The organism is Saccharibacillus kuerlensis DSM 22868 (assembly GCF_000378145.1).
In the GTDB taxonomy this organism is placed as follows: Bacteria; Bacillota; Bacilli; order Paenibacillales; family Paenibacillaceae; genus Saccharibacillus; species Saccharibacillus kuerlensis.
The window spans coordinates 12,330-38,551 of sequence record NZ_KB899296.1 but is presented as its reverse complement, the minus strand read 5'-3'; the positions used below and the strand labels follow the sequence as shown (position 1 = coordinate 38,551).

The window sequence follows — 26,222 nt, the reverse complement described above, 5'->3', positions numbered from 1 at the left end:
AACCGGTCCGATTTGAGCTTAATCGATCGGGTAAATGAAAAGTACGAATGCCTTTTAATCTGCGTTCGTTATTACATTCAAATCGTTTCGTGCCCGCCGGAACAGCTTGACTAACGAGATAAGCAAGAACGAATTTATACGAAATACTCGGCGTGTGCGGTGCAATTGTATTCTGCCTACACGCTTTACTTTGGAGGAATTATGGATAACCAAACTGCTTACCGGGGAACTTCCCCGTATTACATTAATCGTGACCTCAGCTGGATCGAATTCAATTATCGCGTACTTGAAGAAGCACAGGACCCGGATACCCCCCTTCTGGAACGCGCCAAGTTTCTCGGGATTGTCTCACGCAACTTGGACGAATTCATGAGTGTCCGTGTAGCAGGAATCCGCAATCAGCTCAAAGCAGGCATTACCAAAAAAGACTTTTCCGGCTATACACCGCCCGTTCTCTACAAACGTCTCACCAAACGCATCGAAAAGATGGTGGCAGCGGAATATCGTACATACCGCGATTTAATTCGCTTGATGACGAAGGAAGGACTTGTGCTGAATCGCTATGATGATCTGAGCGCTGCCCAGCAAAAGTCGGCGGATGATTATTTTCATGATGTCATTTTCCCTGTCCTGACACCGATGGCGGTCGACCTGAGCCGTCCGTTCCCGCTCGTGCACAGCCAGAACGTCTATTTGGCCGTGCTGCTCGAGCGCGACAACACACCGGAAGATCTGCCTGACGAAGAACGGTATTATTTTGCTATCGTACAGGTACCTTCAATTCTGCCAAGACTGGTCTCCGTTTCGCAGCGCTCCCACAGCAAAAAGCAGAATTATGTTCTGATCGACGAGCTGATCTGCCATCATATCCAGACTCTGTTCAGCGGCTATACAGCGGTAACCGTACACAGTTTCCGTCTCACTCGAGACGCCGATCTGGAGATCAACGAGGAAGAAGCGGAAGATCTGCTCGAAGAAATTGAGAAGAAGCTTCGCAAGCGCCGCCGCGGCGCGCCAGTGCGGCTTGAAGTGCAGAAAGACTTTCACCCATACGCTCTGCAGCTGCTGCAGGAAGAATTCGAAATTCAGGATGCCGTTTACGAAATCGATGGGCCGATCGACCTCGGCTTCCTGACGTCGTTCAGCGGTTCTGTCAAAAATCGCGAGGCGCTCCGGTATCCGTCCAGATTGTCCATTTACCCTCCGGAGTTTGGCGATGGAGGAGATACCGACTACTTCAGCGTCTTGAAAGAGCGCGACGTACTGATGCACCATCCGTTCGAATCCTTCGATGCGGTCAGCGATTTTGTTGAACAGGCTGCCGAAGATCCGAATGTCATGGCGATCAAAATGACGCTCTACCGGGTCAGCAGCAAATCGGCGATTATTCGTTCGCTTGCCGCGGCTGCCGAAGCCGGCAAGCAGGTTACGGTGGTTGTCGAGCTGAAAGCCCGTTTCGACGAAGAACGCAATATCAGCTGGGCTCGTACATTGGAGCAGGCTGGCTGCCACGTTGTCTACGGACTTGTCGGTCTCAAAACGCATGCTAAAGCCATACTCGTCGTTCGCCGCGAAGAAGATGGACTGCGCCGCTATGTGCACGTCGGCACGGGTAACTACAACGATGCGACAGCCCGGTTGTACACGGATGTCGGTCTGTTGACATCCAACACTTCGATCGGAGAAGATGCTTCGGAGCTGTTTAATCACATCACCGGTTATTCCACTCACCCAGACTGGAAGGAAATTTCGGTTGCGCCGGATACGATGATGGGTACGTTCGTAACCAATATTCGCCGTGAAGCCGACCATGCCAAAGCTGACCGGCCTGCGCGCATTATCGCCAAATTCAATTCGCTGTCCAATCAGCAGATCATCGACGAACTGTACGAAGCGTCAAAAGCCGGCGTAAAAGTTGATCTGATCGTGCGCGGCGTCTGCTGCCTGCGTCCGGGAGTACCTGGCCTGAGCGAAAACATTACGGTTCGCAGTATTGTCGATCGCTATCTGGAACATTCCCGAATTTACTATTTCGAGAATGGCGGCGATTCCGAGATCTTTCTCTCCAGTGCCGACTGGATGACACGAAATTTGACACGCCGCGTCGAATTAATGTGTCCGATCCTCGATCCAGGCTGTCAGGATACACTGCTGAATATTTTGAAGCTGTATCTGAAAGACAATGTCAAAGCACGTATGCTGACGTCCAGCGGCGGCTATGAGTTTTTCAGGAACGGCGAAGAGCCTTTCCGCAGCCAGTTCCGTGCGGAAGATATCCGGGCATGGAAATCGACGCTGAGTTAATTAAGATGTCGGCACCATACTCGAGTGATAGTGAAAACAACACCAAAAGAAGCCTGTTTCTCCGAGTGTTCGGAGAAACAGGCTTCTTTCACATCCACCCTATCCTGCATTTCAACTGTGTTCGAAATGATCTAATTCTTAATGATCTGCTGGAACGCCGACAGCTTTATCCTGCCGACTTGATCCTCAGCTCGATCTTAACGTTCCATTCTTTCTCGAACTCTTTTGCCGCAACTTTAAGGTCGCGAATTTCCATAAACGCTTCCGTCCGGCAGGTCAGCTCCAACTCAAAGCGATCTCCGCTGCGTTTGGCCGACAATTCGGTGACCGCCTGCGTTTCGCTAGCGTCCAGTGCAGCCGCCATCTGCAGCACGGCTCCGAGACGACGGGTCCGTTCTTCATCTTTTGGCAGCAGAATGTCTTTGTAGGTCTGTGCCGTGACGCTTTTGCGCCATTTCACTTTGCCGGCAATGCCTGCGATCAGCGCAGTTAAGATGATCTCACGATGCGTAAGTCCCGCCAGCGGACGCTTGGTCAGCAGATACTGGGTATGTTCCTCGTAGTCGATGTAGCCGATCTCCGTCCCCGTCTGATAGGTCCAAGCTGCGACACGCAGCAGTTTACCGTTCCACTTGCTTTCTCCGCCTTCTTCCAGTGCTTCGTACAGCAGGCGCGCAAAATGTTCCGTATGACGAAGATGACGTTGGCGCTGCTTCGGCATCTTCGACAGGAGCGCCCGAAGCTCGAATTCCAACACATTTTCGTGCACCGCCTGCTCCGGATGAAGCAGTTCGAAAAACAACCCTTCCCGCAGACCGGTTCCGCTGACAATATAGCGCTCCGCCTTCATATGAAGAAACAGCGTTCGCAAAATAATCAGGCCCGGCACCATAATATCCGTCCGACTTTTCGACAATCCCGGAACCTGTTTGCGGCCGTTGTTGTCCATTCCCGGAAGCGAACGGTAGAAGTGATCTACGTCACCTGCCTGCATCACATAATTATGCGTGTAGGGCAGCGAATAATTGCGCCGCCTTTGATCCATCTTGCCAATTCCTCGAATTGTTCCTCCGAGTCCGACCAGATCAAGTCCCGGATGCTCCGAGATCCACGGATGCTTGCGCGCCTCAGCAAGAACGAAATCTTCCAATTCGCGTACGCGCTCTTCACTCCAGCTTCCGCTTCCGCCGAAGCGCACATTCATATTGACAGCGCCGAACGGGAAGGAAAAGCTTGAGACCCGGCGGCGTTTCTGAAACAATGTCACTTCCGTACTGCCGCCGCCGATATCGACAATAAACCCTTCGGCAATATCGATCTTGTTCACGACGCCGATAAATCCATAATGGCCTTCCATTTCGCCTGGCAAAGCTTCAATATTAAGTCCGGTCTCCCGGTTCAAAATCTCAATAATTTGACTGGAATTCGAAGCATTCCGAATCGCTGCCGTAGCGACAGCACGGACTTTGGTAGCTCCATAAGCTTCGCAAATTTCGATAAACTGCCTGAGGACCGGCACGACGGAATAAATAGCCGGAGAAGGCATAATTCCATCGGGTGTGACAAGTGCACTAAGCCGCGCGGCTTCACGCGATTCAGTTAATACACGGTATGAACCGCCGCTGTCGCTTTCGTATACAACGAGACGGATCGAGTTCGATCCGATATCGATAATGCCCGCTCTCAGGCTTGTCTGTTCCGCCTCGCGCGGAGTCGTTTCGGGTAGGGTGGTCATGAAAATGGACAGCTCCTTGTCCCCGGCGCTCACATAGGCTGCCGGATGTTGATTGAAGGCCGGTTTCTTTACCTCTTCATTAGCCTTAACCTTAGCAAACCAAACAGGACGACGCAATGCGCGTCGCCCTGTTTTTTTACATCATTTTTACTTTCATGTTTTCAATAGCGCTGCTTATCGGATCATTTCGTCGTTTGCGCGCCGTTCCGCAAGCAGCCGCACAACCCGATCCGGATGATCCGTAATAATTCCCGCCGCGCCCATCGCAATCAATTCGCGCAGACGCGATTCGTCGTTCACTGTGAAGGGGTGGTAATCCGTCCCCGCTTCCAGCGCCTCTTGAACCCATTCCGCTCGCACAGCCGGATCATAAGCGTGCAGGGCATCGGAACCGAGCGACTTTGCATAATCCCATGGTCGGTACAGCCCTTCTATATAGAGAATGCCTGTCCGAATTTCCGGCGCCAGCTTCTTGCACAGTACCAGCGAATAATGATTGAAGCTCGAAATGATCGTTTGATTCTCCACTCCATGCTCGCGCACAGCCGCAATCACTTTCTGCTCTAATCCCTCGTAAACCCGAACCGTATTTTTCAATTCCAGATTGACGACGATTCCCGTTTTCCGTACCAGCTGCAGCAGCTCGTCCAGATGCGGGATGCGCTCGCCCATAAATTCCGGATGGTACCAGCTCCCGGCATCAAGACTGCTCAGTTCCTCGTACGTCTTGTCGCCTACCCAACCGGACGCGCCGGCCGTACGGGACAGCGTCTCATCGTGGATCAGCACCGGTTCCCCGTCCACACTCAACTGCACATCGGTTTCGATCCCCGTCGCCCCGAGCTCTACCGCCCGTTGGAAGGCTGACATCGTATTTTCGGGACGTGATCCCGAAGCTCCTCTGTGTGCAAAAATGATCGGAGCCCCCGGTTTCCCGGCCGCTTTACGTTTTCCCTCGTGTGCCGCAGTCATGCCTTGAATCGTTTCGTTCATTTGAATCGCCTCTTCTCCAGGCCAGCCTTCGGCCGACCATGATTTATGTCGACAAGTCCCTCCCACTATACCAGCCTTTCGTAAACCCGATGTTAAACGAAAACCTTTACCGTAAAAACTAATTTTTACAAAAGAATGGGGTTTTATTTAACAAAGCGCTGTTAGGCTAAACATGTTTGGCCGGAACACCATCGGCATCCTGGATAGATGGATATACATAAGGAGGCACGGCATACGAATGGAAAACCGCATTGAGAATACCGACGAAACCGCTCCGGTTCCGCTTCAAAAGGGCACCTTGGATGCAAACGCGGAGTCCAGTTCCCGCACCAGCGGCAATTCGTCCCGCACGGCAAGCTTAGGACGGTTTCGCGAAGCGGCACTTGCGGCGATTTTTATTGCACCTGCCCTGCTGCTGTTCGGAATTTTCCTTTTTTATCCGTTGATTCAATCGGTATACCTGAGTCTGCATTCGACGAATCCGCGCGGACAAGTGGCGAATTTCGTAGGGCTTGCGAACTTCCGCAATTTGTTTAATTCGCCGGGATTCCCGAACAGCTTAATGGTTACATTGAAATTCATTCTGCTGACCGTTCCGGCCAGCCTGGCTTTCGCACTGGCTTTCGCAGCTGTCTGCCGAAGCCGCATCCGCGGCATGAAGATCTTCCGTTTCGTCTTTGCACTTCCGATCGCCGTATCGGTCAGCACGGGTTCGATCATGTGGATGGTTCTGTTTCATCCGACACTCGGCACCCTCAATTATTTTCTCGGCAAAATGGGCATAGCGCCCGTTCAGTGGCTGACTGATCCCAATATGGCGCTGCTGTCGATCTCGCTTATGACCGTCTGGATGAATATAGGCTTCCTCTTCATCCTGCTGCTCGGCGGCATGCAGAGTATTCCGGAAGAAATCTACGAAAGCGCCAAGATTGACGGCTCCGGACCGGTGCGCACCTTCTGGCGCCTGACACTGCCTCTCGTCTCCCCAACGCTGTTCTTTGCTTCCGTCACCTCGGTGATCGGCGCATTCCAGGCGTTCGGTCAGATCAACATTTTGACAAAAGGCGGTCCGGTGAACAGCACTAATGTGCTCGTGTTCAAATTGTATGAAGATGCGTTCGTGAATTTCCGTTTCGGCATCGGAAGCGCCCAGGCACTTGTCCTGTTCGCCATCGTATTGGTTATCACGGTGCTGCAATTCGTAGTCGCCGAAAGGAAGGTGCATTACCAGTGACATCGATTCGCCTATCCCGTACTCTGGCTTACCTGTTGTCTACAATCGCCGCAATATTTATCCTATTTCCATTCTGGATTACGCTTTCGAACGCTCTGATGACCGAAGCGGAATCGGCAGCATATCCGCCGAAGCTCTGGCCAACCGGGCTTCACTTGGACAACTTCTCGGGCGTGCTGGCTTCGATTCCGATTGTACGCTTCATTACGAACAGCTTCGTTGTCAGCAGCGCTATTACAATCGGCTGTCTGATCACATCATGCATGGCGGCTTATGCATTTGCATTCCTGCGTTTTCCCGCCAAAAAGATCATCTTCGCCCTGTTCTTGTCCACGATGATGATTCCTTGGGAAGTTGCGGTTATCCCGAATTACCTGACTGTACGCAGCTGGGGTTGGCTGGACACTTATGCGGGACTGACTATTCCTTTCCTGGCCACCGCTTTCGGCGTGTTCCTGATGCGTCAGTTCTTTCTCCAGCTTCCTAAGGAGTTAATGGAAGCTGCCCGGATCGACGGATGCGGTCATATTCGGATGTTCCTGCGTCTGGCCGTTCCTCTGTCCATGCCGGGTCTTGCCACCCTCGGCGTATATTCGTTCCTGAATCACTGGAATATGTACCTGTGGCCGCTGCTTGTCACAAGCAGCGAGAAGATGCGGACAGTACAGATTGGCGTCAGTATGCTTCAATTCTCTGAAATGACAGCTTGGAACCTTGTAATGGCAGGCCTTGTGCTCGTACTTCTGCCATCGCTGATCATGCTGGCGCTCGGTCTTGGGCGGCTCGTCGGAGGATTGACGGCCGGTGCGCTTAAAGGCTGAGATCTGATGTTAACCCGATATTAACCTGCCAACGGAAAAGGACGGCTTCGCCGATTCCGCTGCCGGAGCGAAGACACGGAGCATCCCGCCTCTTCGCTCCGGGATCGGAATCGGTGCCAGAACGGCTGATTCCTCCAATTGAAACGGTCCGCATGGTGCCTTGTGCAGCTTGCGGTTCTCGTGGAATCCGGCTCGCGCCCCGGCATCCCCCTACCTTGTGCGGTGCGCATCGGATCTCCGGATAACCCGGACGGACACGCGGAGATATCTGCGGCTTCGCCTTCCGCCGGGTTCTTTTTACAGCTTCAATGCTTCAACCTATACAAATACTTATTCAGAAGAGGGAGTGGAAAGTTTCATGCAAACGAGCCGAAAGTGGATGTTCGCCTGCCTGTGCATGTTGATGGTGGTCTTGACCGCCTGTGGAGGAGGAACCGGCGGACAGTCGGCAAGCGGTAATGGTACGGCGGATGCTGCCCCTACAGCTGCCGCAGCAGGCACTGAAGGAAGCAGCGATACACAGACAAGCGGCGAACCTGTCAAAGTTGTCTGGTGGCATGCTATGAGCGGCGAGCTGGGAACGGTTGTCGACGGACTGGTTAAGCAGTTTAACGAATCCCAGGACGAGGTAGAAGTTGAAGCTGTCTTCCAAGGTACATACGATGAGAGTCTGAACAAGCTGAAAACGGCAATGGGCTCCGGCACGGGTCCGACAATGATTCAGACCTATGAGATCGGCAGCCGATTCATGATCGATTCCGGCGCGATTACGCCGATGCAGCAGTTCATCGATGCCGAAAGCTATGACGTCTCGAATCTTGAAGAAAACATTCTCGGTTACTATACGTTCGACGACCGCCTGTATTCGATGCCTTTCAACACGTCGAACCCAATTCTCTACTATAACAAAGATGCCTTCAAAGCGGCTGGACTTGATCCAGAGAACCCGCCGAAGACTTACGAAGAAGTGGCAGAAGCCGCCAAGACACTGACCAAAGACGGCATGACCGGCGGATCGTTTGCGATCTACGGATGGTTCATGGAGCAGCTTACTGCCAATCAGGGCGCGGAACTGCTGAACCACAGCAACGGCCGCGACGGTATGGCTGACGAAGCACTGCTGGGACAACCGGCAATCGTTAACACGCTAGAATGGTGGAAAAAGATGGTCGACGATGGCGTCATGCTGAACCTCGGCCGTAAAACGGACGATACGAAAAAAGCTTTCGCTGCAGGTCAGATCGCGATGACGCTCGACAGCACCGCTTCCCTGCGCGGGATTGTAAAAGCAGCCGAAGGCAAGTTCGAAGTCGGCACTGCTCCACTGCCTAAACCGACAGAAGCCGATGCCGGAAAAGGCGGCGTAGTTGTAGGCGGCGCAAGTCTCTGGATTCTGAACGACCGTCCGGAAGAAGAGCAGCAGGCCGCTTGGAAATTCATCAAGTACCTGGCTGAGCCGGCTACACAAGCTCAATGGCACGTTAACACAGGATACTTCCCGATCACGAAAGAAGCTTATAATGAAGATCTGGTCAAAGAAAACCTGGAGAAGTATCCGCAGTTCCAGACTGCAATCGATCAGCTGCACAATTCCGAACTGACGCCTGCTACTAAAGGTGCCGTAATGGGCGTGTTCCCGGAAGCTCGTCAGCTGACGGAAACCGCGATCGAAGAAGCACTGACCGGAACCGCTTCTCCGCAGGAAGCGCTGGATCGCGCCTCTGCAGAAATTACGCAGAAGATCCAGGATTACAACAGCACAGTCGCTCAATAAAAACTATAAAGGCGATCAACATTTAAAAGCAATCAACACTTAAAGGCGATCAAGAACCCAGATTTTGCAGGATCTTATATTCCGGATCCGCACAGCAAGCCAAAGCCCAGCCGATGATATCGGCTGGGCTTTTTGTTGAGCATCTTTTTGATGGCAGAAATACAAGTCCTCCATACAGGTATTGCCTAGGTTATAAGCAGCGATCAAATCAATAAATATGTATTAATAAGTGCGTCTGTACAATTATTTTAGTCTTTTTTTCCGTCTTTTACGAAATAGGTGCGCCTATACAACTAAATAACCCTTTTTGCTTCTGCATCTTGTTTTTTTATATAAATAGATGTATCTCAGCACTTATTTCAAAAAACCATGGCTAAAGTCGTTATTTAGTTGCATTCTAGCATCTATTTTGTACTCCTTAAAGCAAATCGAGTTTTTGAACAGTTCGAAAAGACCGATCGATCAGAGCCGTCGGCCTTTAGTTGGGTTTGGGTTTGGGTTTGGGTTTGGGTTTGACGTGCAGGCTTATCGCCTCATCTTTTCTCCGATACACAGATCTATTTCCTTAAATTTATACAAGCTGCTGCCTTACCACAGCTTTTCCTTTTTCCGCGGAAAACTCCACCTGCGCCAGCGCTCCGTTAATGAGCGTCAGCTGGGGCGGCATATGGCCGCAGTCGATATCGTACAACACTGGCACCCTAAGCTCTCCGGCTATATCCCGATACACGTCCTCAGCCGTATATCCGCTAACGGCTGTATTTGCGGCACTCCGGCCGAATAGGAGACCCGAACAGTTTTCAAACCAGCCGGCCAGCTTCATCTGTACAAGCGAACGACGCAGGTCTGCCGCATTCAGTTCGCAGTTTTCAAGAAACCACAGCACTGGCTCATCCGGTATATGAGTTTTCCGAAACCTCTGCACATCGCCGTACGGCGTGCCGATCAGATGCCGAATGACATCAATACAGCCGCCGAGCAGCCTACCTTTAAGCCCGACATCGTTACCCGAGACACTTTTCCAGACGGTCGGTTCTGTCAGGTTAAACACTCTATTGTCCAACTCAGCCTGCTGATCCTCCTCCAACTCATGCTTCCACCGCGTCTGATAACGTACGGATGAGTACTGCTCTACTACCCCACCGGCCGGCGTCGTTAGAGCATCACGCCATTTGACAGTCGTTTCATCGATTGTGCCGCTTCGCAGATCGACCAGATTAGTGCCGTGAGCTGTTGCCAATCCGGTCTTCAGGGTAACAGCCAGCAGCAGCAGGCTAATATCTGAGTAACCGAGTATCCATTTTTCGCCGATCCCGCCGTAATCGATATGTTCCAGCACTTCGATCAACAGTTCGCCGCCCCAGGGCGGCAGAATCATTCCGATATGGTCATCCTGCAGCATACGGTTCAGCTCCTCGGCACGATGGTCGGCGGGCGCAGACTTGGCTTTGTGCTGCATCCAGACGGTATCACCGCAGGACACTTCAAAGCCTTCCTCTTCCATTCGGCGGATTGCCTGCTTAAGCAGTTCGTGCAGCTCAGGCTCCAGTCCGGAGGAAGGAGCCGTAACGCCGATCGTCGTACCTTCCTGCAGCAGTGGATAACGAATCATGAACAGCGCTCCTTTCGAAAATTGGGGCTTGAAGAATCCTTTGTTGAGACCTTTGTTGAGACCTTTGTTGAGACCTTTGTTGAGACCTTTGTTGATACGGTCTTCTATATCTGATCTTCGAAATCCTGCTTCTTTTCCGAACCTTGCCTTTATCTCGAATCCTGCCTCTGCTCCGATAACTAACTGCTGTACCTCCTTCTTTTCTCCTTCTTTTCTTTCTTCTTCTCCTCCCCTTCCTGTTTCCTTCATGAAGCCTCACCGAACTCCTCCGTTTTTCGAAAGAGCCGCTTCGGGTATGTAAGAAGTAGAGTTTTATTTTCTGACAGCTTTCCTACAACATGCACTGGAGGATAACGAATGCCGATGATCAACAGCTTGACGTTATGGTTTCAACAATTCCGATGGATCGACGCCCTGATTTCTCTGGGAATTTTTCTGCTTTTTCTGATCTTCCGCAGGTTGTTTATCCGCTATCTGTATGCTTATCTTCTTCGCAGATTCAACAATTTCAACGGAATCGTCACTACGCTTGAAGCGTTTAACAAACCGCTGCGCTTATTGTTTGTACTCTTGGGAGCTTATATTGCAATTCGTTATTTTGTCGGCGACACCTGGACCAATCACCATTGGACACTTCCGTTTCTGCGGAGCTTTGCCATTATCCTGGTAGGCTGGGCTTTATACAATCTAACAGCTTCCTCCTCGTTCCTGCTCGCACGTGTGGGCAAACATTTCGGGCAGGACAGCACCAGCATGCTGATTCCATTTCTGTCACGCTTGCTTCGCATTGTAGTCGTACTTTTTGCTGCTGCCGCTCTTCTGTCGGAATGGGGATTCAATGTTAACGGGATCGTCGCCGGTATGGGCCTCGGCAGTCTCGCTGTCGCCTTGGCGGCGCAAAATACATTGAGCAACATTTTCGGCGGAGTTGTGCTGATTTTGGAGAAGCCTTTCGTACGCGGCGATTGGATTCAGTCACCGGAAACACAAGGCATAGTCGAAGACATCACATTCCGAAGCACAAAAATCCGGACATTTGACGATTCTCTGGTCATTATTCCAAACTCCAAAATTGCCGATCAATCGATCACCAACTGGAGCCAAATGGGACATCGCCGAATCAATTTCACACTCGCTGTCGCTTCCGACGCCGATCCCGTAAGACTGCGCCGAGCGATCAAGCGGATGCAGCAGGAAGTCGAAAATAACGAAGGAGTCGAAGAAGATACGGTGCAGGTCAAGTTCAATTCATTCTCGAAAGACTCGCTCGGCATCCTGTTCAACTGTTTCGCCCGAACGACCGTATGGGGAGAATATCTGGTCACTCTGCAGGAAGTCAATCTGATGATTCTGCAGGTTCTCAAAGACGAGGAAATCGCACTGGCCTTCCCGGCAAGACGTATTAGAGTTAGCAGCGAGGACGGCCAAGCGTCGTTCTTCGATGGTTCTCTCCAACCGGAATCCCAGGCGGACAAAACAAACCTATCCAAGCCCCGCGGCATCAATCCAGCGGAACCGGCCGCCCCACCCACTCCTTCCGTCAACTTGTACAAACAGAGAGATTGATCCGCTCACTGCGGTCGATTTCAAAAAAAGGCATGCGTCTCGGAGTTTACTCCGCTGCGCATGCCTTTTTGCTTTTTATTTCTACTCTCTTTTTTAGATCAACAAACTAAACAGACTCGGATCACGGTTCAGCTCGGTATAGTTAATGCCGTGCGCGTCCATGCGGGCGATCAGCGGCTCGTAATCTTCCCTCGCTGTGAGTTCGATTCCGACCAATGCCGGACCGTTCTCTTTATCGCTCTTCTTCGTATATTCGAAACGCGCGATATCGTCGTCGGGACCGAGCGTTTTCTCCAGAAATTCGCGCAGTGCTCCTGCTCTCTGCGGGAAGTTGATCAGGAAGTAATGCTTCAGCCCTTCGAAAATAAGCGAGCGTTCCTTGATCTCCTGCATTCGGTCGATATCGTTGTTGCCGCCGCTGATGATGCAGACGACCGTTTTGCCTTTAATCTCATCGCGGTACAGATCAAGCGAAGCGACCGAAATCGCTCCGGCCGGTTCGGCCACGATCGCATTTTCGTTGTACAGATCAAGAATCGTTGTGCAGACTTTGCCTTCCGGCACTTTGACCACTTCGTCGAGCATCTTTTTGCAAATCTCATAGGTCTGCTGCCCGACTCTCTTCACGGCTGCGCCATCTACAAATTTATCGATTGTATCAAGCGTCACCACGCCGCCGCGCGCCATCGCCTCGCTCATCGAAGCGGCGCCAAGAGGTTCGACTCCGATCAGACGTGTGGACGGACTCATCGTTTTGATATACTGGGCCACTCCGGCCGCCAGGCCCCCTCCGCCAATTGTCACAAATACATAATCGGCCGGCTGTTCCAGGCTTTCCATGATCTCCATGCCGACGGTGCCGTTACCCGCAATAATCATCGGATCGTCAAAAGGATGAATAAATGTCAGTCCCTGCTCCGTGCACACTTTCATTGCTTCTTCGTAGGCATCGTCGAAGGTATCACCAATCAAAATGACTTCAACACTCTGACCGCCGAATTTGCGCACCATCTTCACTTTTTGGTTCGGTGTCGTACTCGGCATATAGATTTTCCCGTGAATGCCGAGCGCATGACAGGAAAAAGCTACGCCTTGAGCATGATTGCCTGCGCTGGCGCAGACGATGCCGCGTTCGCACTGCTCTGCGCTAAGACTGCGAATCTTGTTATAAGAGCCGCGAATCTTGAACGAGCGGACTACTTGTTGATCTTCGCGCTTCAGATACACATCACAATCATATTTGGCCGATAGAGTCGCATCACGATGCAGCGGCGTACGCACAATCGCTTCGCGCAGCCGGTGATGAGCCCGTACGATGTCTTCCATTGTTACAATACCGCTGTTATTCATATCGTCCACTTGTGCAGTAGGTTCGGTTTTCATGTCGTTCTCCTCGCTCCTGATTTCGTCTTATCTATATAACGGCTATATTTGAATTAAACTTAAAGGTAACGCGATTTCGGATAAAATTCAAGCATTGCGCCGAAAAGAAGCGTCCTCCCACTGCCGGTTCTCCAACGTTCACCTATCGATGCAGGGCACCAAATCCATCTGCGTTCATGTGTCCGGCAAGCGATGATCTCAGTCTCTATTGGAGTGTCCCAAGATCTATCGAAAACCGCAAAAACGGACAAGCGTTCGCTTTTTCGTTCTGTTAAGATGAAATCACCGATCGGGAGGGAACAAAACATGGACTATACGACCTGCATCCAGCGCACGCTGGACCATATCGAGGATCATCTCAAAGAGCCGTTGACGGCCGAGGAACTGGCTGCGCTGGCCGGTTTTTCGCTGTATCACTTCTACAAAGTATTCCAGTCTCGAACTGGGCTGCCCGTTATGGACTACATTCGCCGGCGCCGACTTGCCTACGCGGCAGCGGATCTGACCAGCGGCCGCACCCTGTTGGATATTGCCCTCGATTATGGTTTTGAAACGCATGCGGGCTTTACCAAGGCTTTTCGAAAAACATACGGGCTGACTCCCGAGCAGTATCGCATCCATGCCACCGGCCGTGTTCCCGAGCGGGTGGACCTTGCAAAGCTCTCCAACTATAACATGACCGGAGGAATGATGATGAGACCGACGATTGTAATCAGACCCGAATTCAAGCTGGTAGGCTATGCCCTGGAAACCCGAATGCATGGCGAAAATTTCACGGAAATCCCCGCTTTCTGGAACCGTTACATCGAAGAGCAGTGGGGACGGAAGCTGTATGAGCAGGTCAAACCCCTCCACAACGCAGAGTACGGCGCCTGCATTATGCTTCCTGATAAGCCTGATCATTTCCTGTACGTGATCGGCTTCGAAGTCGAAACCTTTGATAACGTTCCTGAAGGCGTACACCAAGCGATTATTCCAGCTTCGACCTACGCCGTATTTACCTCGCCCAAAGCCGACCGAGCGGAGGGGGCTTTCAGCAGCGCAATCCAAGGTATGACCACTTACGTCTATAATGAGTGGTTCCCGAGTTCGGGCTACGCCTATTCCACAGGCGGCGTGGACTTCGAGCTGTATGACGAACGCAGCAGCGGAGATAGGGATTTGCAGATGGATCTGTACGTTCCGATAGAGAAGAAAGCGGAATAAAAGACAGTAGTGAGTCCAGCAGCGAGCAGCTGCCTACTCAGGCACAAGAGCAAGCTGTGTGACATGAAAGCTGTGAGATGCTCTTATGCAAGAGCAAGCTGTGTAACATTCAGGGCCACGGCATGCTGTCTCGCATGAACCAACTGCGTAAAACGTTGGTTCTGAAGCGTCAGCCGTAGGCTGTGCAAGCATCAGCCAAGAATCGACATTATGCCGCCGAGTTACAGCGAAGCCCGGACCTTTATCGGTCCGGGCTTCGCTGTTATATGCAATCCATAGCCTATAAAAGACTGTTTAAACCCGAATCAAGCCAAAAGCACCGTGTACGTGTATTCTTATAAACCGTACAGATCCGCCTCAACTGTACGCTCGCTGCCTGTCCCGAACATTCTAACGAATCCTTATCACGCTAATCAGTTCATTTTGTCTGTTTTGAAAATCTAACGAATCACCACAACGCTATTCTTAGATTTCTTCTCTAAAATCGCACGGAATCATCAAATAACGTTCTCATGATTCGTTAGAGCAAGAAAATCGACTAAATCAGCTAAATAGAGTGACTGAGGTTCGTTAGAGCTGTCGGTGCTGTTAGTGCTGTTAGTGCTGTTAGTGCTGTTAGTGCTGTTAGTGCTGTTAGTGCTGTTAGTGCTGTCACTATCATCGATATTGTTGATACTGTCAGCGCTAGAGAGTAGAGCGGCAGCAGGTGGCGATGCCGACTTGCAAAGTGCTGCGCCAACTAAGTCACATTCCGAGCTTTATCAACGCTGTATCTGCCTACCTGCGCGGCCTCAATGCCATCTGCGTTACGTCATGCCCCACCCGCGCTACATTATATTATCCGCGCTAAGTCAACGCCTTCGCCGCAATATCGCTGCGCATATGCGCGCCTTCGAACGCAATGAGTTCTGCCGCCGCATAGGCGGCATCTCGAGCTTCGGCAATGCCGGTACCGCGTCCGACAACGCCGAGTACACGGCCTCCTGCCGTCACCAGCTCGCCGGCGTCATTACGTGCTGTTCCCGCATGGAACACCAGACCGCCGCCTTCTTCGGCTTCCGCGATGCCGGTAATGACCCGGCCTTTCGGATACGAAGCCGGGTATCCTTCGGAAGCGAGTACAACGCAGACAGCCGCCTCGTCACTCCATTCAATTTCCACATCTGCCAGCGTGCCGTTCACAGCGGCGAGGAAGATCTCCAGCAGATCGCTCTTCAGACGCGGCAGTACGACCTGCGTCTCCGGATCGCCGAAGCGTGCGTTGAACTCGACCGTGCGCGGCGTGCCGTCGTCTTCGATCATCAGACCGGCGAACAGAACGCCTGTAAACGGCCGGCCCTCGCTGACCATCGCGCGCGCCGTCGGCTTAACGATCTCCTCAACTGCACGCTCGATAATCGCGGGATCGATATGCGGCAGCGGCGAATACGTGCCCATGCCGCCGGTGTTTGGTCCTCTGTCGCCGTCGTAGACTGGCTTATGATCCTGTGCCGCAGGCATTGCACGTACCGTCTCGCCGTCCACGAATGCCAGAATCGACATCTCCTGTCCCATCATGAACTCTTCGATCACGACTGTGCTCCCTGCCGTACCGAACGTACCGCCGATCATGGCGTCGTGCAGTGCCTTTTCCGCTTCTTCGAGCGTCTGGGCGACCGTTACGCCTTTGCCTGCGGCCAGTCCATCGGTCTTGACCACAATCGGCGCTCCCTGTGTCCGCAGGTAAGCCAGCGCCGTTTCGTAGTCGTCGAACGTCTCGTAGGCGGCTGTCGGGATGTCATACTTTTTGAGCAGATCTTTCATAAAGGCTTTGCTGCCTTCAATCTCTGCCGCATTTTTGCGCGGGCCAAAAACCGGAATGCCTTTTGCTTCGAACGCATCCACGATGCCTCCGGCCAATGGGTCATCCGGGCCGATTACGGCTAGGCCGACCCCTTTCTCCAGCGCAAACGCGGTCAGCGCATCAAAGTCGAATACGCCGATATCCACGCACTCCGCTACATTTGCGATGCCCGCATTGCCCGGCGCACAGTAAATTTTCCCGGCTCGCTGCGACTGCGACAGCGATTGGCAGATTGCATGCTCGCGGCCGCCGCCTCCCACAACCAGAATATCCATCAGAACTGCCCCTTTCACTCTCTTGTGTGTTCCTTTTTCCAACACTGATATGTCTCTTTCCCCAATACCGATCGATTCACATGAAAAAGAAAACGCGCGCCGCTCCGGGAACGGTCCGCCTATCCGCAGAATCCGTTTCTCCGGCGCGCCGCGCGTCGATTCGATTGCTGTTATTGCCTGCCCATGACGAGTTCTTTCTATTAGAAACAGGCCAGCGAGTAGAAGCAAACCAACTAGAAACAGACCAACCAGAAACAGACCCAGCGATGACAGAAATGAAGATTTCGTACTCAGCCTGCACTTCGTTCTGTCCTGCTTCTTGCGTTCCCATTTGCTTCTCGTGTGCTCGCTCTGTTGGACTCTTAGTGCTTAAAGTGGCGCACGCCGGTGAAGATCATCGCGATACCCGCTTCGTCGGCCGCTTTGATCGACTCTTCGTCCTTGATCGAGCCGCCCGGTTGGATGATCGCCGTAATGCCGTGGCTTGCCGCCAGCTCAACCGTGTCTCCCATCGGGAAGAACGCATCGGATGCGAGGATAGAGCCTTTCGCTTTGTCGCCGGCCTGCTCGATCGCAATTTTGGCCGAACCAACCCGGTTCATCTGGCCCGCGCCAACGCCTACCGTCATGTTGTCCGCCGCCAATACGATCGCGTTCGACTTCACATGCTTCACAACTTTCCATCCGAACAGCAGCTGCTTCATTTCGTCTTCCGTCGGCTGACGCTTGGTTACGACTTTCAGGTCGCTTTCGCCAAGAGAATGAACGTCGCTGTCCTGTACGACCATGCCGCCTTCAATCGACGTCACGACATGGACGGACGAACGATCTTTCGACGAAGTCAGCTCGCCCATTTTGAGCAGGCGGATATTCTTTTTCTTCGTCAGAATCTCGAGCGCTTCCGGCGTAAAGTCCGGAGCCAGCACGATTTCCAGGAAGATCTCGCTCAGCGGCTGTGCCGTCTCAGCGTCAATCGTACGGTTCGCCGCAACAATACCGCCAAAGATGGACACCGGATCAGCGTTATAGGCTTTGTTGTAAGCTTCCGCGATTGCTGCGCCTACGCCTACGCCGCAAGGATTCATATGCTTGACCGCTACAACAGCCGGCTCTTCGAATTCCTTGACGATCTGCAGTGCCGCGTTGGCATCGTTGATATTGTTATAGGACAGCTCTTTGCCGTGCAGCTGTTCCGCAGTCGTCAGTGTACCGTTCGGCGCCAGCGGCGCACGGTAAAAAGCAGCGCTCTGATGCGGATTTTCTCCATAGCGGAGGTCCTGAATTTTCTCGTAAGTGACTGTGTAACGCTCTGGCAGCGGGTCGCCTGTCTGCTTGGCCAGGTAATCGGCGATCAGCGCGTCGTAAGATGCAGTGTGGCGGAAGACTTTGGCTGCAAGCTTTTTACGGGTATCGAGTGTGGTGTCTCCGTCTGCGCGAACTTCCTCGATGACTTTGCCGTAATCCGCCGCGTCGACCACTACGCTCACGAACGCATGGTTTTTCGCAGCGGAACGCAGCATGGTCGGACCACCGATATCAATGTTTTCGATCGCATCTTCATAAGCTACGTCCGGTTTGGCGATCGTTTCCTGGAACGGGTACAGGTTTACGACGACTAGATCGATGTAGCCGAGGCCCAGCTCTTCCATCTGCTTTTGATGCTCTTCGCTATCGCGTACGGCGAGCAGACCGCTATGTACGGCGGGATGCAGCGTTTTGACACGTCCGTCCAAAATTTCCGGGAAACCTGTAACGTCGGAGATCCCGATCACCGGTACGCCTTCCTGCGCCAGCAGGTTTTTCGTTCCGCCTGTCGATACAATCTCTACACCAAGCTGTGATAGCTCACGGCAGAAGTCTACGATGCCTGTTTTGTCCGATACGCTGACCAGCGCTCTTTTGATACTCACGATGAAAAGTCCTCCTTAGAATGGTGGAATAGGATGATCACTCGATACATTCATTCGGTATATTCATTCATTGCGTGCATTCAATGCGTTTATTCGATATGTTCGTTCAATACGTTCTTCGTTCAATACGTTCATTCAATAGGTTCATTCGCTATGCTCGCTCGGCAACATGAAGCGTCCGAAAGCAGCTTTCCAATATCAAAAAAGGATAACCCTGCGTCCTTCCAGCTTCACCCGGCCAGCCGCAAACCAAGAGACGACTTCCGGATACAGCAACCGCTCCATGTCCTGAATACGCGCCTGCAGTTCGATCGCCGTGTCTTCTTGCATAACTTCAACTGCACGCTGGGCGATAATAGGACCTGTATCCATGCCTCCATCGACAAAATGCACCGTTACACCGCTAACCCGTACACCATGTTCGATAGCTTGGAGAGGCGCATCTTTGCCGGGAAAAGCCGGAAGCAGTGAAGGATGAATATTGATCATTCGGCCTTCGTAAGGTTCGACAAGTACGCTCGTAATCAAACGCATATAGCCGGCCAGCACGATCAGATCGATCTTCGCACGTTCCAGTTCGCTAAGAATAATGCGTTCGTAAGCTTCTCGCGAGTCGTACTCTTTCGGCGTGAAAGCGAAAACCGGCACACCCGCAGCCTTGGCTCGCTCTACGGCTTTCGCCTGCGGCTTGTCGCAGACGAGCAGCGCAATCTGGGCACCAAGTCTGCCGGCACGCGAAGCATCCAGCAGCGCTTGGAAATTGCTGCCCGTGCCAGAGGCGAATACTGCAATGCGATAGGGACGATCCGGGCCTTCACCTTCCGGGAGCGCCTCTTCCAGACCGAGCAGCTGCGCGGCAGGATCATCTTCCAGCTCCAGCAGGTCGCCGGAGTCGGTTCCTCCGACATCGACACGGCCTACGGAAAGACCGCCGTCCGGCTCGGTAACGAGCGGCTGCGGTACAGGCTCCGTGTTCGGGGTCACCGGCTGCGGCTCGGCAGGAGGAGCTGTCGGGACAACCGGAGCCGGTTCGTCCGGCAGCGAAGGCATTGGCCCCGGCTTCTGCGGCACCTGCTCGTCAGAAGCATCCGGAGAGGAACTTCCGACAAAACTCATCGACTCAGTGACAGCTGCGTCTTCTGCTGCACGATCCGTCGGCTCTGTGTTTTCCTCTATATGGTCCAACGATTCGATGACAACTCCGTCCTCTTCCGCATGATTCATCGGTTCAATGACAGTCCTGTCTTTTCCCGTATGAATTTCTTCTCCGCCCCGACTCATTGCGCATTTCCTTTAAACGTCACGACTTTCTCGCCTTCCGTTACAGTGCCGATCAGATAAGCTTCTTCGCCGGCTTCTTTCAGTTGGCGCAGCGTTTCTTCCTTATCGGCCTCGGCTACAACGAGTACAAGCCCAATGCCCATGTTGAATGTCGTGTACATGTCGCTGTCCGAGATGCTGCCTTTGGACTGCATCAGCTTGAAGATCGGCAGCACCGGCCATGTACCGTGCTCAATTTCCACGTTCACGCCTTCCGGCAGCATCCGCGGAATGTTCTCGATAAAGCCGCCGCCCGTAATGTGCGCCATGCCTTTGACTTCGACCGACTTCAGCAGCTGCAGCAGCGGCTTCACATAGATCTTGGTCGGTTCCAGCAGTGTCGCGCCCAGCGTTCCACCAAGCTCCTCCACTTCGTCCGTCAGCTTGTAGCTGTGCTGCTCCAACAGCAGTTTCCGCACGAGCGAGAAGCCGTTGCTGTGCACGCCGCTCGAAGCGAGACCGATCACCGCGTCACCTGCCGAGATCGACTGACCGCTGATAATCTTCTTTTTGTCGACTACGCCGACCGTGAAGCCCGCGATGTCGTATTCGCCTTCGCTGTACATATCCGGCATCTCCGCCGTTTCGCCGCCGATCAGTGCGCATCCAGCCTGCAGACAGCCGTCCGCGATGCCTGCGACGATATCTTCGATCTTCTCTGGCACGACTTTGCCCGTCGCCAGATAGTCAAGGAAAAACAGCGGCTCCGCGCCCTGTACGATAATATCGTTTACACACATGGCAACCGCATCGATGCCGATCGTGTCGTGCTTGTCCATCGCGAACGCGATTTTGAGCTTCGTGCCGACGCCGTCCGTTCCGGAGACGAGCACCGGCTCTTCATAAGCATCTTTGTTCAGTCCGAACAAGGCACCGAACCCGCCCAGATCCGTCATGACTTCCTTACGGAACGTTTTCTTGACGTGCTTCTTCATCCGTTCGACCGCTTCGTTGCCTGCCGCGATATCGACTCCGGCGTTTTTGTAGGCTTCAGACACAACCGACACATCCTTTATATTAAAATGGTTTCTTCTAAAATAATGAAAGCAGCACAGCGGCGTAGTTGAGGGCTACGGCAATAGGAGCTGTAACTGCTGTGAAAGCGGGTGAAGCGGGTGAAGCGGGTGAAGCGGGTGAAGCGGGTGAAGCGGGTGAAGCGGGTGAAGCGGGTGAAGCGGGTGAAGCTGCAGATTTTACAACATATTGAGCCGATCTAACAAGGATTACGAGCAAATACTGCAAGAAATACAACATAAATGCTGCATCCCCGCTTAATTCAGCCTGTTCCCACTAAAATTGTTGTATAAAATACACTTTCATCGCTTCAATCTGCCTTTTGCACACGAAAATATTGCAGAAACTGCAGCATACATACCCCGCCGATATCCGCTAATATCCTCGAATACCTGCTGCCTGAACACCAGCCCTATTTCAAACCTCCCGGCTTCGGCATGGCAAGGCCAAGCCCATCTCTTCCAGCCCTTAACCGGCTTCGGCAAAGCTGAGCCATGCTCTTCGCCTTACCTGCTCCTAACCCGGCTTCGGCAAAGCTGAGCTCAAACTCTTCACCTTACCCGCTTTTTCCCAAAGGAGAAAAAGCAGTCCTACTCTCTACCCAAAATTGGGGGCGGGAACGGTTGAAGGTGCGCCGCAGTAAGCGGAGGGTGGAGAGAGCCGGAGAAGCTAAAAGCTTTCCTTAGGAAAGCTGCATCGGAAGCATACGCTACAGTTCGCCTTTGAAATCCGATTCCCACCTCTGAAATGTTTTACTTCAATAAAAGGAATCGGATTGAAACAGCGATCGAAGGCCCCTCCACCCGAAGCGCTTCAAGCACGTAGCAGCAACAGACTCCTTAGCAGCCGCAGCCGAATTTCTCTTCCCCACCAAAATCCACCTGCGTCGGATAATCGTTGTCGAAGCAGGCCATACACATGCCGCCCTTGTAGGAATCCCGATCGTCTCCGTCCACCGCTTCGATCAATCCTTCGTAGCTGAGGAACGCCAGCGAGTCCGCTCCAATCTCTTCACGAATCTCTTCGACCGTACGGGAAGACGCGATCAGTTCGCGGCTGTCCGGTGTATCGATACCGTAGAAGCACGGGTTTTTAAAAGGCGGCGACGTAATGCATACATGCACTTCCGTCGCTCCCGCTTCGCGCAGCAGGTTAACGATTCGCCGGGATGTGGTCCCGCGTACAATCGAATCGTCGATCATGACGACACGCTTGCCGTCGACAACGCGGCGAACCGCGCTGAGCTTCATCTTAACGCCCTGCTCGCGCAGTTCCTGGCTCGGCTGGATAAACGTCCGGCCGGTATACTTGTTCTTGATCAATCCGAGTTCGTACGGAATTCCCGTCTGCTCGGCATAGCCAATCGCAGCCGAGATACTGGAATCCGGCACGCCGGTGATGATATCGGCATCGACGAACTGCTCCCGTGCCAGCACACTGCCCATCCGCTTGCGGGCGGAGTGCAGGTTCGAGCCGTTCATATCGCTGTCTGGGCGTGCGAAGTAAATATACTCCATCGCACAGAGCGCCTTGCGCTGCACTTCCGCGAAGCGGTCTTCGCGCAGGCCGTCTTGATCCAGAACGAGCATTTCTCCGGGACGAACATCGCGGACAATTTCTGCGCCGATGACTTCGAGCGCACACGTCTCCGAAGTGAAAATATACGCGTCGCCGAGACGGCCCATCGTCAGCGGACGCAGACCGTTCGGATCGCAGGCAACAAGAAGTTTGTCGTGAGTCAGCAGCATAAATGCATAGCCGCCGACCATCCGGTTCATCGCGTCTTTTGCCGCTTCGACAAAGTCTTTCTCCGAACGGGCGATCAGATGCGCGACGACTTCCGTGTCGCTCGTCGTCTGGAAGATCGAACCGCTCATCTCCAGCTCACGCCGGATCTGCGGCGCGTTGACGATATTGCCGTTTGTTGCGACGGCGAGATCGCCGCCCTTGTATTTGAACACAAGCGGCTGAGCGTTGGTCAGACCGCCGCCTCCGCTCGTCGAATAACGTACATGCCCAATGGAATGGCTTCCTTGAAGTCCGGCGAGCGTATCTTTGTCGAATACTTCCTTAACAAGACCCAAACCGCGATGATAATTGAAGTTTACCGTGTTGCTGACACAAATCCCCGCGCTTTCCTCTCCCCGGTGCTGAAGTGCATGCAGGCCGTAGTAGGACAGGGACGCAGCGTCCGGATGTCCATAGACTCCGAATACGCCGCATTCTTCGCGCAGGGTGTCGAACGGGTCAATATGACCCGCTCCCTCGTTGTAGTAGTCCCCGGTCCACAACGGCTGCTTTACTTCATCAGACATGGAATCGCATCCTCCCAGACCTGTTTGAGTGTGTGTACTTCTTCGCTCATAACTTCCTTGCCATCTACCGTAATATGCAGCTGCAGTCCGGACACGCGTCCGATCTTCACCGCAGGTACACCATGCGCCTTCAGTCCGCTCAGCAGCGCGTCCGCATTTTCAGGCGTCGCCGACAGCAGAATACGCGACTGGCTTTCGCTGAACAGTGCAAAGTCTGGACGCAGTCCTTCTTCGCCGATCTCGCCCGTGTGCAGGCTTACCTGCGCGCCGAACCCGCCGCCGATGCAGCTTTCCGCCAATGCAACTGCCAGACCACCGTCGGACAGATCGTGCGCCGAACGTACGAGTCCGCTCTGGATGGCTTCAAGCACGCCGCTCAGCAGCTTCTTCTCCACCGCCAGATCAAGCTGCGGAGGACGTCCTTCCGTTACGCCGTGTACCACCTGCTGAAACTCGGAACCGCCCAGCTCAGCTTTGGTCACGCCCGTCAGGATCAGAATATCGCCTTCGCCTTTAAAGTGCTGCGTCGTAATATGATCCACATCATGCACCAGACCGACCATGCCGACAACAGGCGTCGGGTAGATCGAACCTTTGGCGTTTTCGTTGTATAGGCTGACGTTGCCTCCGATAACCGGTGTATCCAGCTCGCGGCACGCTTCCGCCATGCCATCGACCGCTTTTTCCATCTGCCAGAAGATTTCCGGCTTCTCCGGGCTGCCGAAGTTCAGGTTGTCCGTAATCGCCAGCGGCTCCGCGCCGGAGCAGACGATATTGCGCGCCGCTTCGCTGACCGCGATGCGTCCGCCTACTTCAGGATCGAGGTAGACGAAGCGTCCGCTGCAATCCGTTGTCATCGCCAGCGCTTTGCGCGTACCGTCAATCGTTACGACTGCCGCATCCGAACCCGGACGCACCGCCGTGTTTGTACGTACCATGTAATCATACTGCTCGTAGACCCATGCTTTGCTTGCCACACTTGGAGAACCGAGAACCTTTTTCAGAGCACCGCCCAGATCCGTCACTTCGTTGTAAGCTGTCGTATCAACTGCAGCGTTCTTCTCGTAATAAGATGGTACGCTCGATGGCTTGTTGTAGATCGGGCATTCGTCGACCAGTGCGTGCACCGGCATATCGCCGACGATTTCGCCGTGATGCAGCAGCTGCAGGCGTCCGGTATCCGTTACTTTACCAACCTTCGCGCAGATCACGCCCCAGCGTTCGAAGATTTCCATCGCCTGCGCTTCATCCTTTGGTTCGACGACGAACAGCATGCGCTCCTGGGATTCCGACAGCATCATTTCGTACGCCGTCATTCCTTCTTCGCGCTGCGGCACTTGGTCGAGATACAGCTCCAGGCCGTTGCCCGCTTTGCTCGCCATTTCCGCACTGGAGCAGGTCAGACCCGCTGCGCCCATGTCCTGAATACCAATGACGATGCCGCTGTTGATCAGCTCCAGGCACGATTCCATGACCAGCTTTTCCATGAACGGATCGCCGACCTGAACCGCCGTTTTGCGCTCCTGCGAATCTTCCGTCAGTTCTTCCGATGCGAATGTCGCCCCGTGAATGCCGTCGCGTCCCGTCGGAGGGCCAACGTAGAACACCGGGTTGCCGATGCCTTTTGCTACGCCGCGCTGAATCTTGTCGTGATCGATCAGGCCGACGCACATCGCGTTAACGAGCGGGTTACCTTCGTAGCTTTCATCGAAGACCACTTCGCCGCCTACCGTCGGGATACCGATGCAGTTGCCGTATCCAGCGATGCCGCTGACCACGTGCTCGAACAGATATTTGACGCGGTCGCTTTCAAGACGCCCAAAGCGCAGCGAGTTCAGTGTTGCAATCGGGCGTGCGCCCATCGAGAAAATGTCGCGGATGATGCCGCCCACACCGGTTGCCGCGCCCTGGAAAGGCTCGACTGCCGAAGGGTGGTTATGGCTCTCGATCTTGAATACGACCGCTTGGTTGTCACCGATATCGACGATGCCCGCGCCTTCGCCCGGTCCCATCAGGACGCGAGGTCCGGTTACCGGGAATTTTCTCAGCAGCGGCTTCGAGTTTTTGTACGCACAGTGCTCCGACCACATGACGCTAAAAACGCCGATTTCCGTGTAGTTCGGTTTACGGCCGAGAAAACCGCAGATGAGCTCGAACTCGCTGTCCGATACACCCATCTGTTTGTAAATTTGCTGATCCGCGATTTGCTCCGCCGTCGGTTCCTTAACGGACATTTGCTGCGTCATGTTGTTCCCTCCAAGCGTTTATAATCGATGTGAACATCTTCTTGCCGTCTACTGTACCGAGAATCTCATTTACAGCGCGTTCCGGGTGAGGCATCATGCCGAGTACGTTGCCCTGTTTGTTCGTAACGCCTGCGATATCGTCGACCGAACCGTTCGGATTGCTCTTATAGCGGAACGCGATCTGACCATTGGCCCGCAGTTCTTCAAGCGTCTCTTCGTCGCAGTAATAGTTGCCTTCGCCGTGCGCGATCGGAATGATGATCTCTTCGCCAGCTTCGTAATCGCGGGTGAACGGCGTCTGGTTGTTCTCCACCTTCAATACCGTATCGCGGCAGGCAAACTTCATGGACATATTGCGGCGCAGCGCGCCAGGGAGCAGTCCGGCTTCGGTCAGGATCTGGAAACCGTTGCAGATGCCGAGAACGAACTTGCCTTCTTCAGCCGCTTTTGCCACCTCGTTCATGACGGGAGCAAAACGCGAGATCGCGCCGCAGCGCAGATAATCGCCATACGAGAATCCACCAGGTACGAGAATGCAGTCGTAAGGGGACAGGTCGGTTGCGGTATGCCACACGTAATCGACAGGTTCGCCGAGCACGCTTTCCACCGCTTTATAGCAGTCGATGTCGCAGTTGGAACCGGGAAACACGAGAACTGCAAATTTCATGCGA

The 26,222-nt window shown here is 53.4% G+C and carries 17 protein-coding genes; 6 read left to right on the top strand and 11 right to left on the bottom strand.

The genetic code is table 11. The features are described from left to right. Positions 1 to 201 precede the first annotated feature (201 nt). Positions 202 to 2,304 (top strand): polyphosphate kinase 1, encoded by a 2,103-nt coding sequence (ppk1, locus tag F456_RS0116405; protein WP_018978138.1) that lies wholly within the window; start codon positions 202 to 204, stop codon positions 2,302 to 2,304. 166 nt (positions 2,305 to 2,470) lie between these two features. Here the strand turns inward: ppk1 and F456_RS0116400 are convergent, their stop codons facing one another. Both F456_RS0116400 and F456_RS0116395 read right to left on the bottom strand, forming a co-directional pair. Next, positions 2,471 to 4,039 (bottom strand): Ppx/GppA phosphatase family protein, encoded by a 1,569-nt coding sequence (locus tag F456_RS0116400; protein ID WP_018978137.1) that lies wholly within the window; start codon positions 4,037 to 4,039, stop codon positions 2,471 to 2,473. A 174-nt stretch (positions 4,040 to 4,213) separates the two neighbouring features. Continuing rightward, entirely contained in the window at positions 4,214 to 5,032 is an 819-nt protein-coding gene (locus F456_RS0116395) for a glycerophosphodiester phosphodiesterase (RefSeq protein ID WP_018978136.1), read from the bottom strand. A 238-nt stretch (positions 5,033 to 5,270) separates the two neighbouring features. On the opposite strand from F456_RS0116395, the gene F456_RS0116390 reads away from it, so the two are divergent. The 3 genes from F456_RS0116390 (at position 5,271) to F456_RS0116380 (ending at position 8,861) form a co-directional block, all read left to right on the top strand. Continuing rightward, on the top strand, positions 5,271 to 6,266 hold the full coding sequence (locus F456_RS0116390; RefSeq protein ID WP_018978135.1) for a carbohydrate ABC transporter permease: 996 nt from the start codon (positions 5,271 to 5,273) through the stop codon (positions 6,264 to 6,266). Then, positions 6,263 to 7,087: a carbohydrate ABC transporter permease gene (locus F456_RS0116385; protein WP_018978134.1), complete on the top strand. Its 825-nt coding sequence runs from the start codon at positions 6,263 to 6,265 to the stop codon at positions 7,085 to 7,087. Before F456_RS0116390 ends, F456_RS0116385 begins: the two co-directional genes overlap by 4 nt. Positions 7,088 to 7,445: 358 nt before the next feature. After that, entirely contained in the window at positions 7,446 to 8,861 is a 1,416-nt protein-coding gene (locus F456_RS0116380) for an ABC transporter substrate-binding protein (protein WP_018978133.1), read from the top strand. 571 nt (positions 8,862 to 9,432) lie between these two features. Here F456_RS0116380 and F456_RS0116375 read toward each other — a convergent pair. Continuing rightward, a complete protein-coding gene (locus tag F456_RS0116375) occupies positions 9,433 to 10,473 on the bottom strand; it encodes a S66 family peptidase (protein ID WP_026293934.1) in 1,041 nt (346 codons plus the stop codon). Between the two features lie 357 nt (positions 10,474 to 10,830). Here F456_RS0116375 and F456_RS0116370 point away from each other — a divergent pair, with 357 nt between their 5' ends. Beyond that, positions 10,831 to 12,039 carry a mechanosensitive ion channel family protein gene (locus F456_RS0116370; protein WP_018978131.1) on the top strand — a complete coding sequence of 403 codons (1,209 nt, stop codon included), beginning with the start codon at positions 10,831 to 10,833 and terminating at the stop codon, positions 12,037 to 12,039. Positions 12,040 to 12,132: 93 nt separating this feature from the next. Here F456_RS0116370 and ilvA read toward each other — a convergent pair whose 3' ends face one another. Then, on the bottom strand, positions 12,133 to 13,422 hold the full coding sequence (gene ilvA, locus F456_RS0116365; protein WP_018978130.1) for a threonine ammonia-lyase IlvA: 1,290 nt from the start codon (positions 13,420 to 13,422) through the stop codon (positions 12,133 to 12,135). Positions 13,423 to 13,728: 306 nt separating this feature from the next. On the opposite strand from ilvA, the gene F456_RS0116360 reads away from it, so the two are divergent. Continuing rightward, positions 13,729 to 14,628: an AraC family transcriptional regulator gene (locus F456_RS0116360; protein ID WP_018978129.1), complete on the top strand. Its 900-nt coding sequence runs from the start codon at positions 13,729 to 13,731 to the stop codon at positions 14,626 to 14,628. A gap of 846 nt (positions 14,629 to 15,474) precedes the next feature. Here F456_RS0116360 and purD read toward each other — a convergent pair. The 7 genes from purD to purQ form a co-directional block, all read right to left on the bottom strand. Continuing rightward, positions 15,475 to 16,746 carry a phosphoribosylamine--glycine ligase gene (purD, locus tag F456_RS0116355; RefSeq protein WP_026293932.1) on the bottom strand — a complete coding sequence of 424 codons (1,272 nt, stop codon included), beginning with the start codon at positions 16,744 to 16,746 and terminating at the stop codon, positions 15,475 to 15,477. Positions 16,747 to 17,108: 362 nt separating this feature from the next. Beyond that, on the bottom strand, positions 17,109 to 18,656 hold the full coding sequence (gene purH / locus F456_RS0116350; RefSeq protein WP_018978127.1) for a bifunctional phosphoribosylaminoimidazolecarboxamide formyltransferase/IMP cyclohydrolase: 1,548 nt from the start codon (positions 18,654 to 18,656) through the stop codon (positions 17,109 to 17,111). A 198-nt stretch (positions 18,657 to 18,854) separates the two neighbouring features. Continuing rightward, positions 18,855 to 19,505 carry a phosphoribosylglycinamide formyltransferase gene (purN, locus tag F456_RS0116345; protein ID WP_373290955.1) on the bottom strand — a complete coding sequence of 217 codons (651 nt, stop codon included), beginning with the start codon at positions 19,503 to 19,505 and terminating at the stop codon, positions 18,855 to 18,857. 428 nt (positions 19,506 to 19,933) lie between these two features. Continuing rightward, on the bottom strand, positions 19,934 to 20,974 hold the full coding sequence (gene purM, locus F456_RS0116340; protein ID WP_018978125.1) for a phosphoribosylformylglycinamidine cyclo-ligase: 1,041 nt from the start codon (positions 20,972 to 20,974) through the stop codon (positions 19,934 to 19,936). Between the two features lie 855 nt (positions 20,975 to 21,829). After that, positions 21,830 to 23,305 carry an amidophosphoribosyltransferase gene (gene purF / locus F456_RS0116330; RefSeq protein WP_018978123.1) on the bottom strand — a complete coding sequence of 492 codons (1,476 nt, stop codon included), beginning with the start codon at positions 23,303 to 23,305 and terminating at the stop codon, positions 21,830 to 21,832. After that, positions 23,290 to 25,551 carry a phosphoribosylformylglycinamidine synthase subunit PurL gene (purL, locus tag F456_RS0116325; protein WP_018978122.1) on the bottom strand — a complete coding sequence of 754 codons (2,262 nt, stop codon included), beginning with the start codon at positions 25,549 to 25,551 and terminating at the stop codon, positions 23,290 to 23,292. Before purL ends, purF begins: the two co-directional genes overlap by 16 nt. Then, positions 25,529 to 26,218, bottom strand: coding sequence for a phosphoribosylformylglycinamidine synthase subunit PurQ (gene purQ / locus F456_RS0116320; RefSeq protein WP_018978121.1), 690 nt, complete (start codon positions 26,216 to 26,218; stop codon positions 25,529 to 25,531). Before purQ ends, purL begins: the two co-directional genes overlap by 23 nt. Between the last annotated feature and the right edge of the window lie 4 nt (positions 26,219 to 26,222).

Bases quoted from the DNA above. Each gene is read 5' to 3' on its own strand.
- ppk1 (WP_018978138.1), top strand. From the start codon at position 202: ATGGATAACCAAACTGCTTACCGGGGAACTTCCCCGTATTACATTAAT.
- F456_RS0116400 (WP_018978137.1), bottom strand. From the start codon at position 4,039: ATGACCACCCTACCCGAAACGACTCCGCGCGAGGCGGAACAGACAAGC.
- F456_RS0116395 (WP_018978136.1), bottom strand. From the start codon at position 5,032: ATGAACGAAACGATTCAAGGCATGACTGCGGCACACGAGGGAAAACGT.
- F456_RS0116390 (WP_018978135.1), top strand. From the start codon at position 5,271: ATGGAAAACCGCATTGAGAATACCGACGAAACCGCTCCGGTTCCGCTT.
- F456_RS0116380 (WP_018978133.1), top strand. From the start codon at position 7,446: ATGCAAACGAGCCGAAAGTGGATGTTCGCCTGCCTGTGCATGTTGATG.
- F456_RS0116375 (WP_026293934.1), bottom strand. From the start codon at position 10,473: ATGATTCGTTATCCACTGCTGCAGGAAGGTACGACGATCGGCGTTACG.
- F456_RS0116370 (WP_018978131.1), top strand. From the start codon at position 10,831: ATGCCGATGATCAACAGCTTGACGTTATGGTTTCAACAATTCCGATGG.
- ilvA (WP_018978130.1), bottom strand. From the start codon at position 13,422: ATGAAAACCGAACCTACTGCACAAGTGGACGATATGAATAACAGCGGT.
- F456_RS0116360 (WP_018978129.1), top strand. From the start codon at position 13,729: ATGGACTATACGACCTGCATCCAGCGCACGCTGGACCATATCGAGGAT.
- purD (WP_026293932.1), bottom strand. From the start codon at position 16,746: ATGGATATTCTGGTTGTGGGAGGCGGCGGCCGCGAGCATGCAATCTGC.
- purF (WP_018978123.1), bottom strand. From the start codon at position 23,305: ATGTCTGATGAAGTAAAGCAGCCGTTGTGGACCGGGGACTACTACAAC.
- purL (WP_018978122.1), bottom strand. From the start codon at position 25,551: ATGACGCAGCAAATGTCCGTTAAGGAACCGACGGCGGAGCAAATCGCG.
- purQ (WP_018978121.1), bottom strand. From the start codon at position 26,218: ATGAAATTTGCAGTTCTCGTGTTTCCCGGTTCCAACTGCGACATCGAC.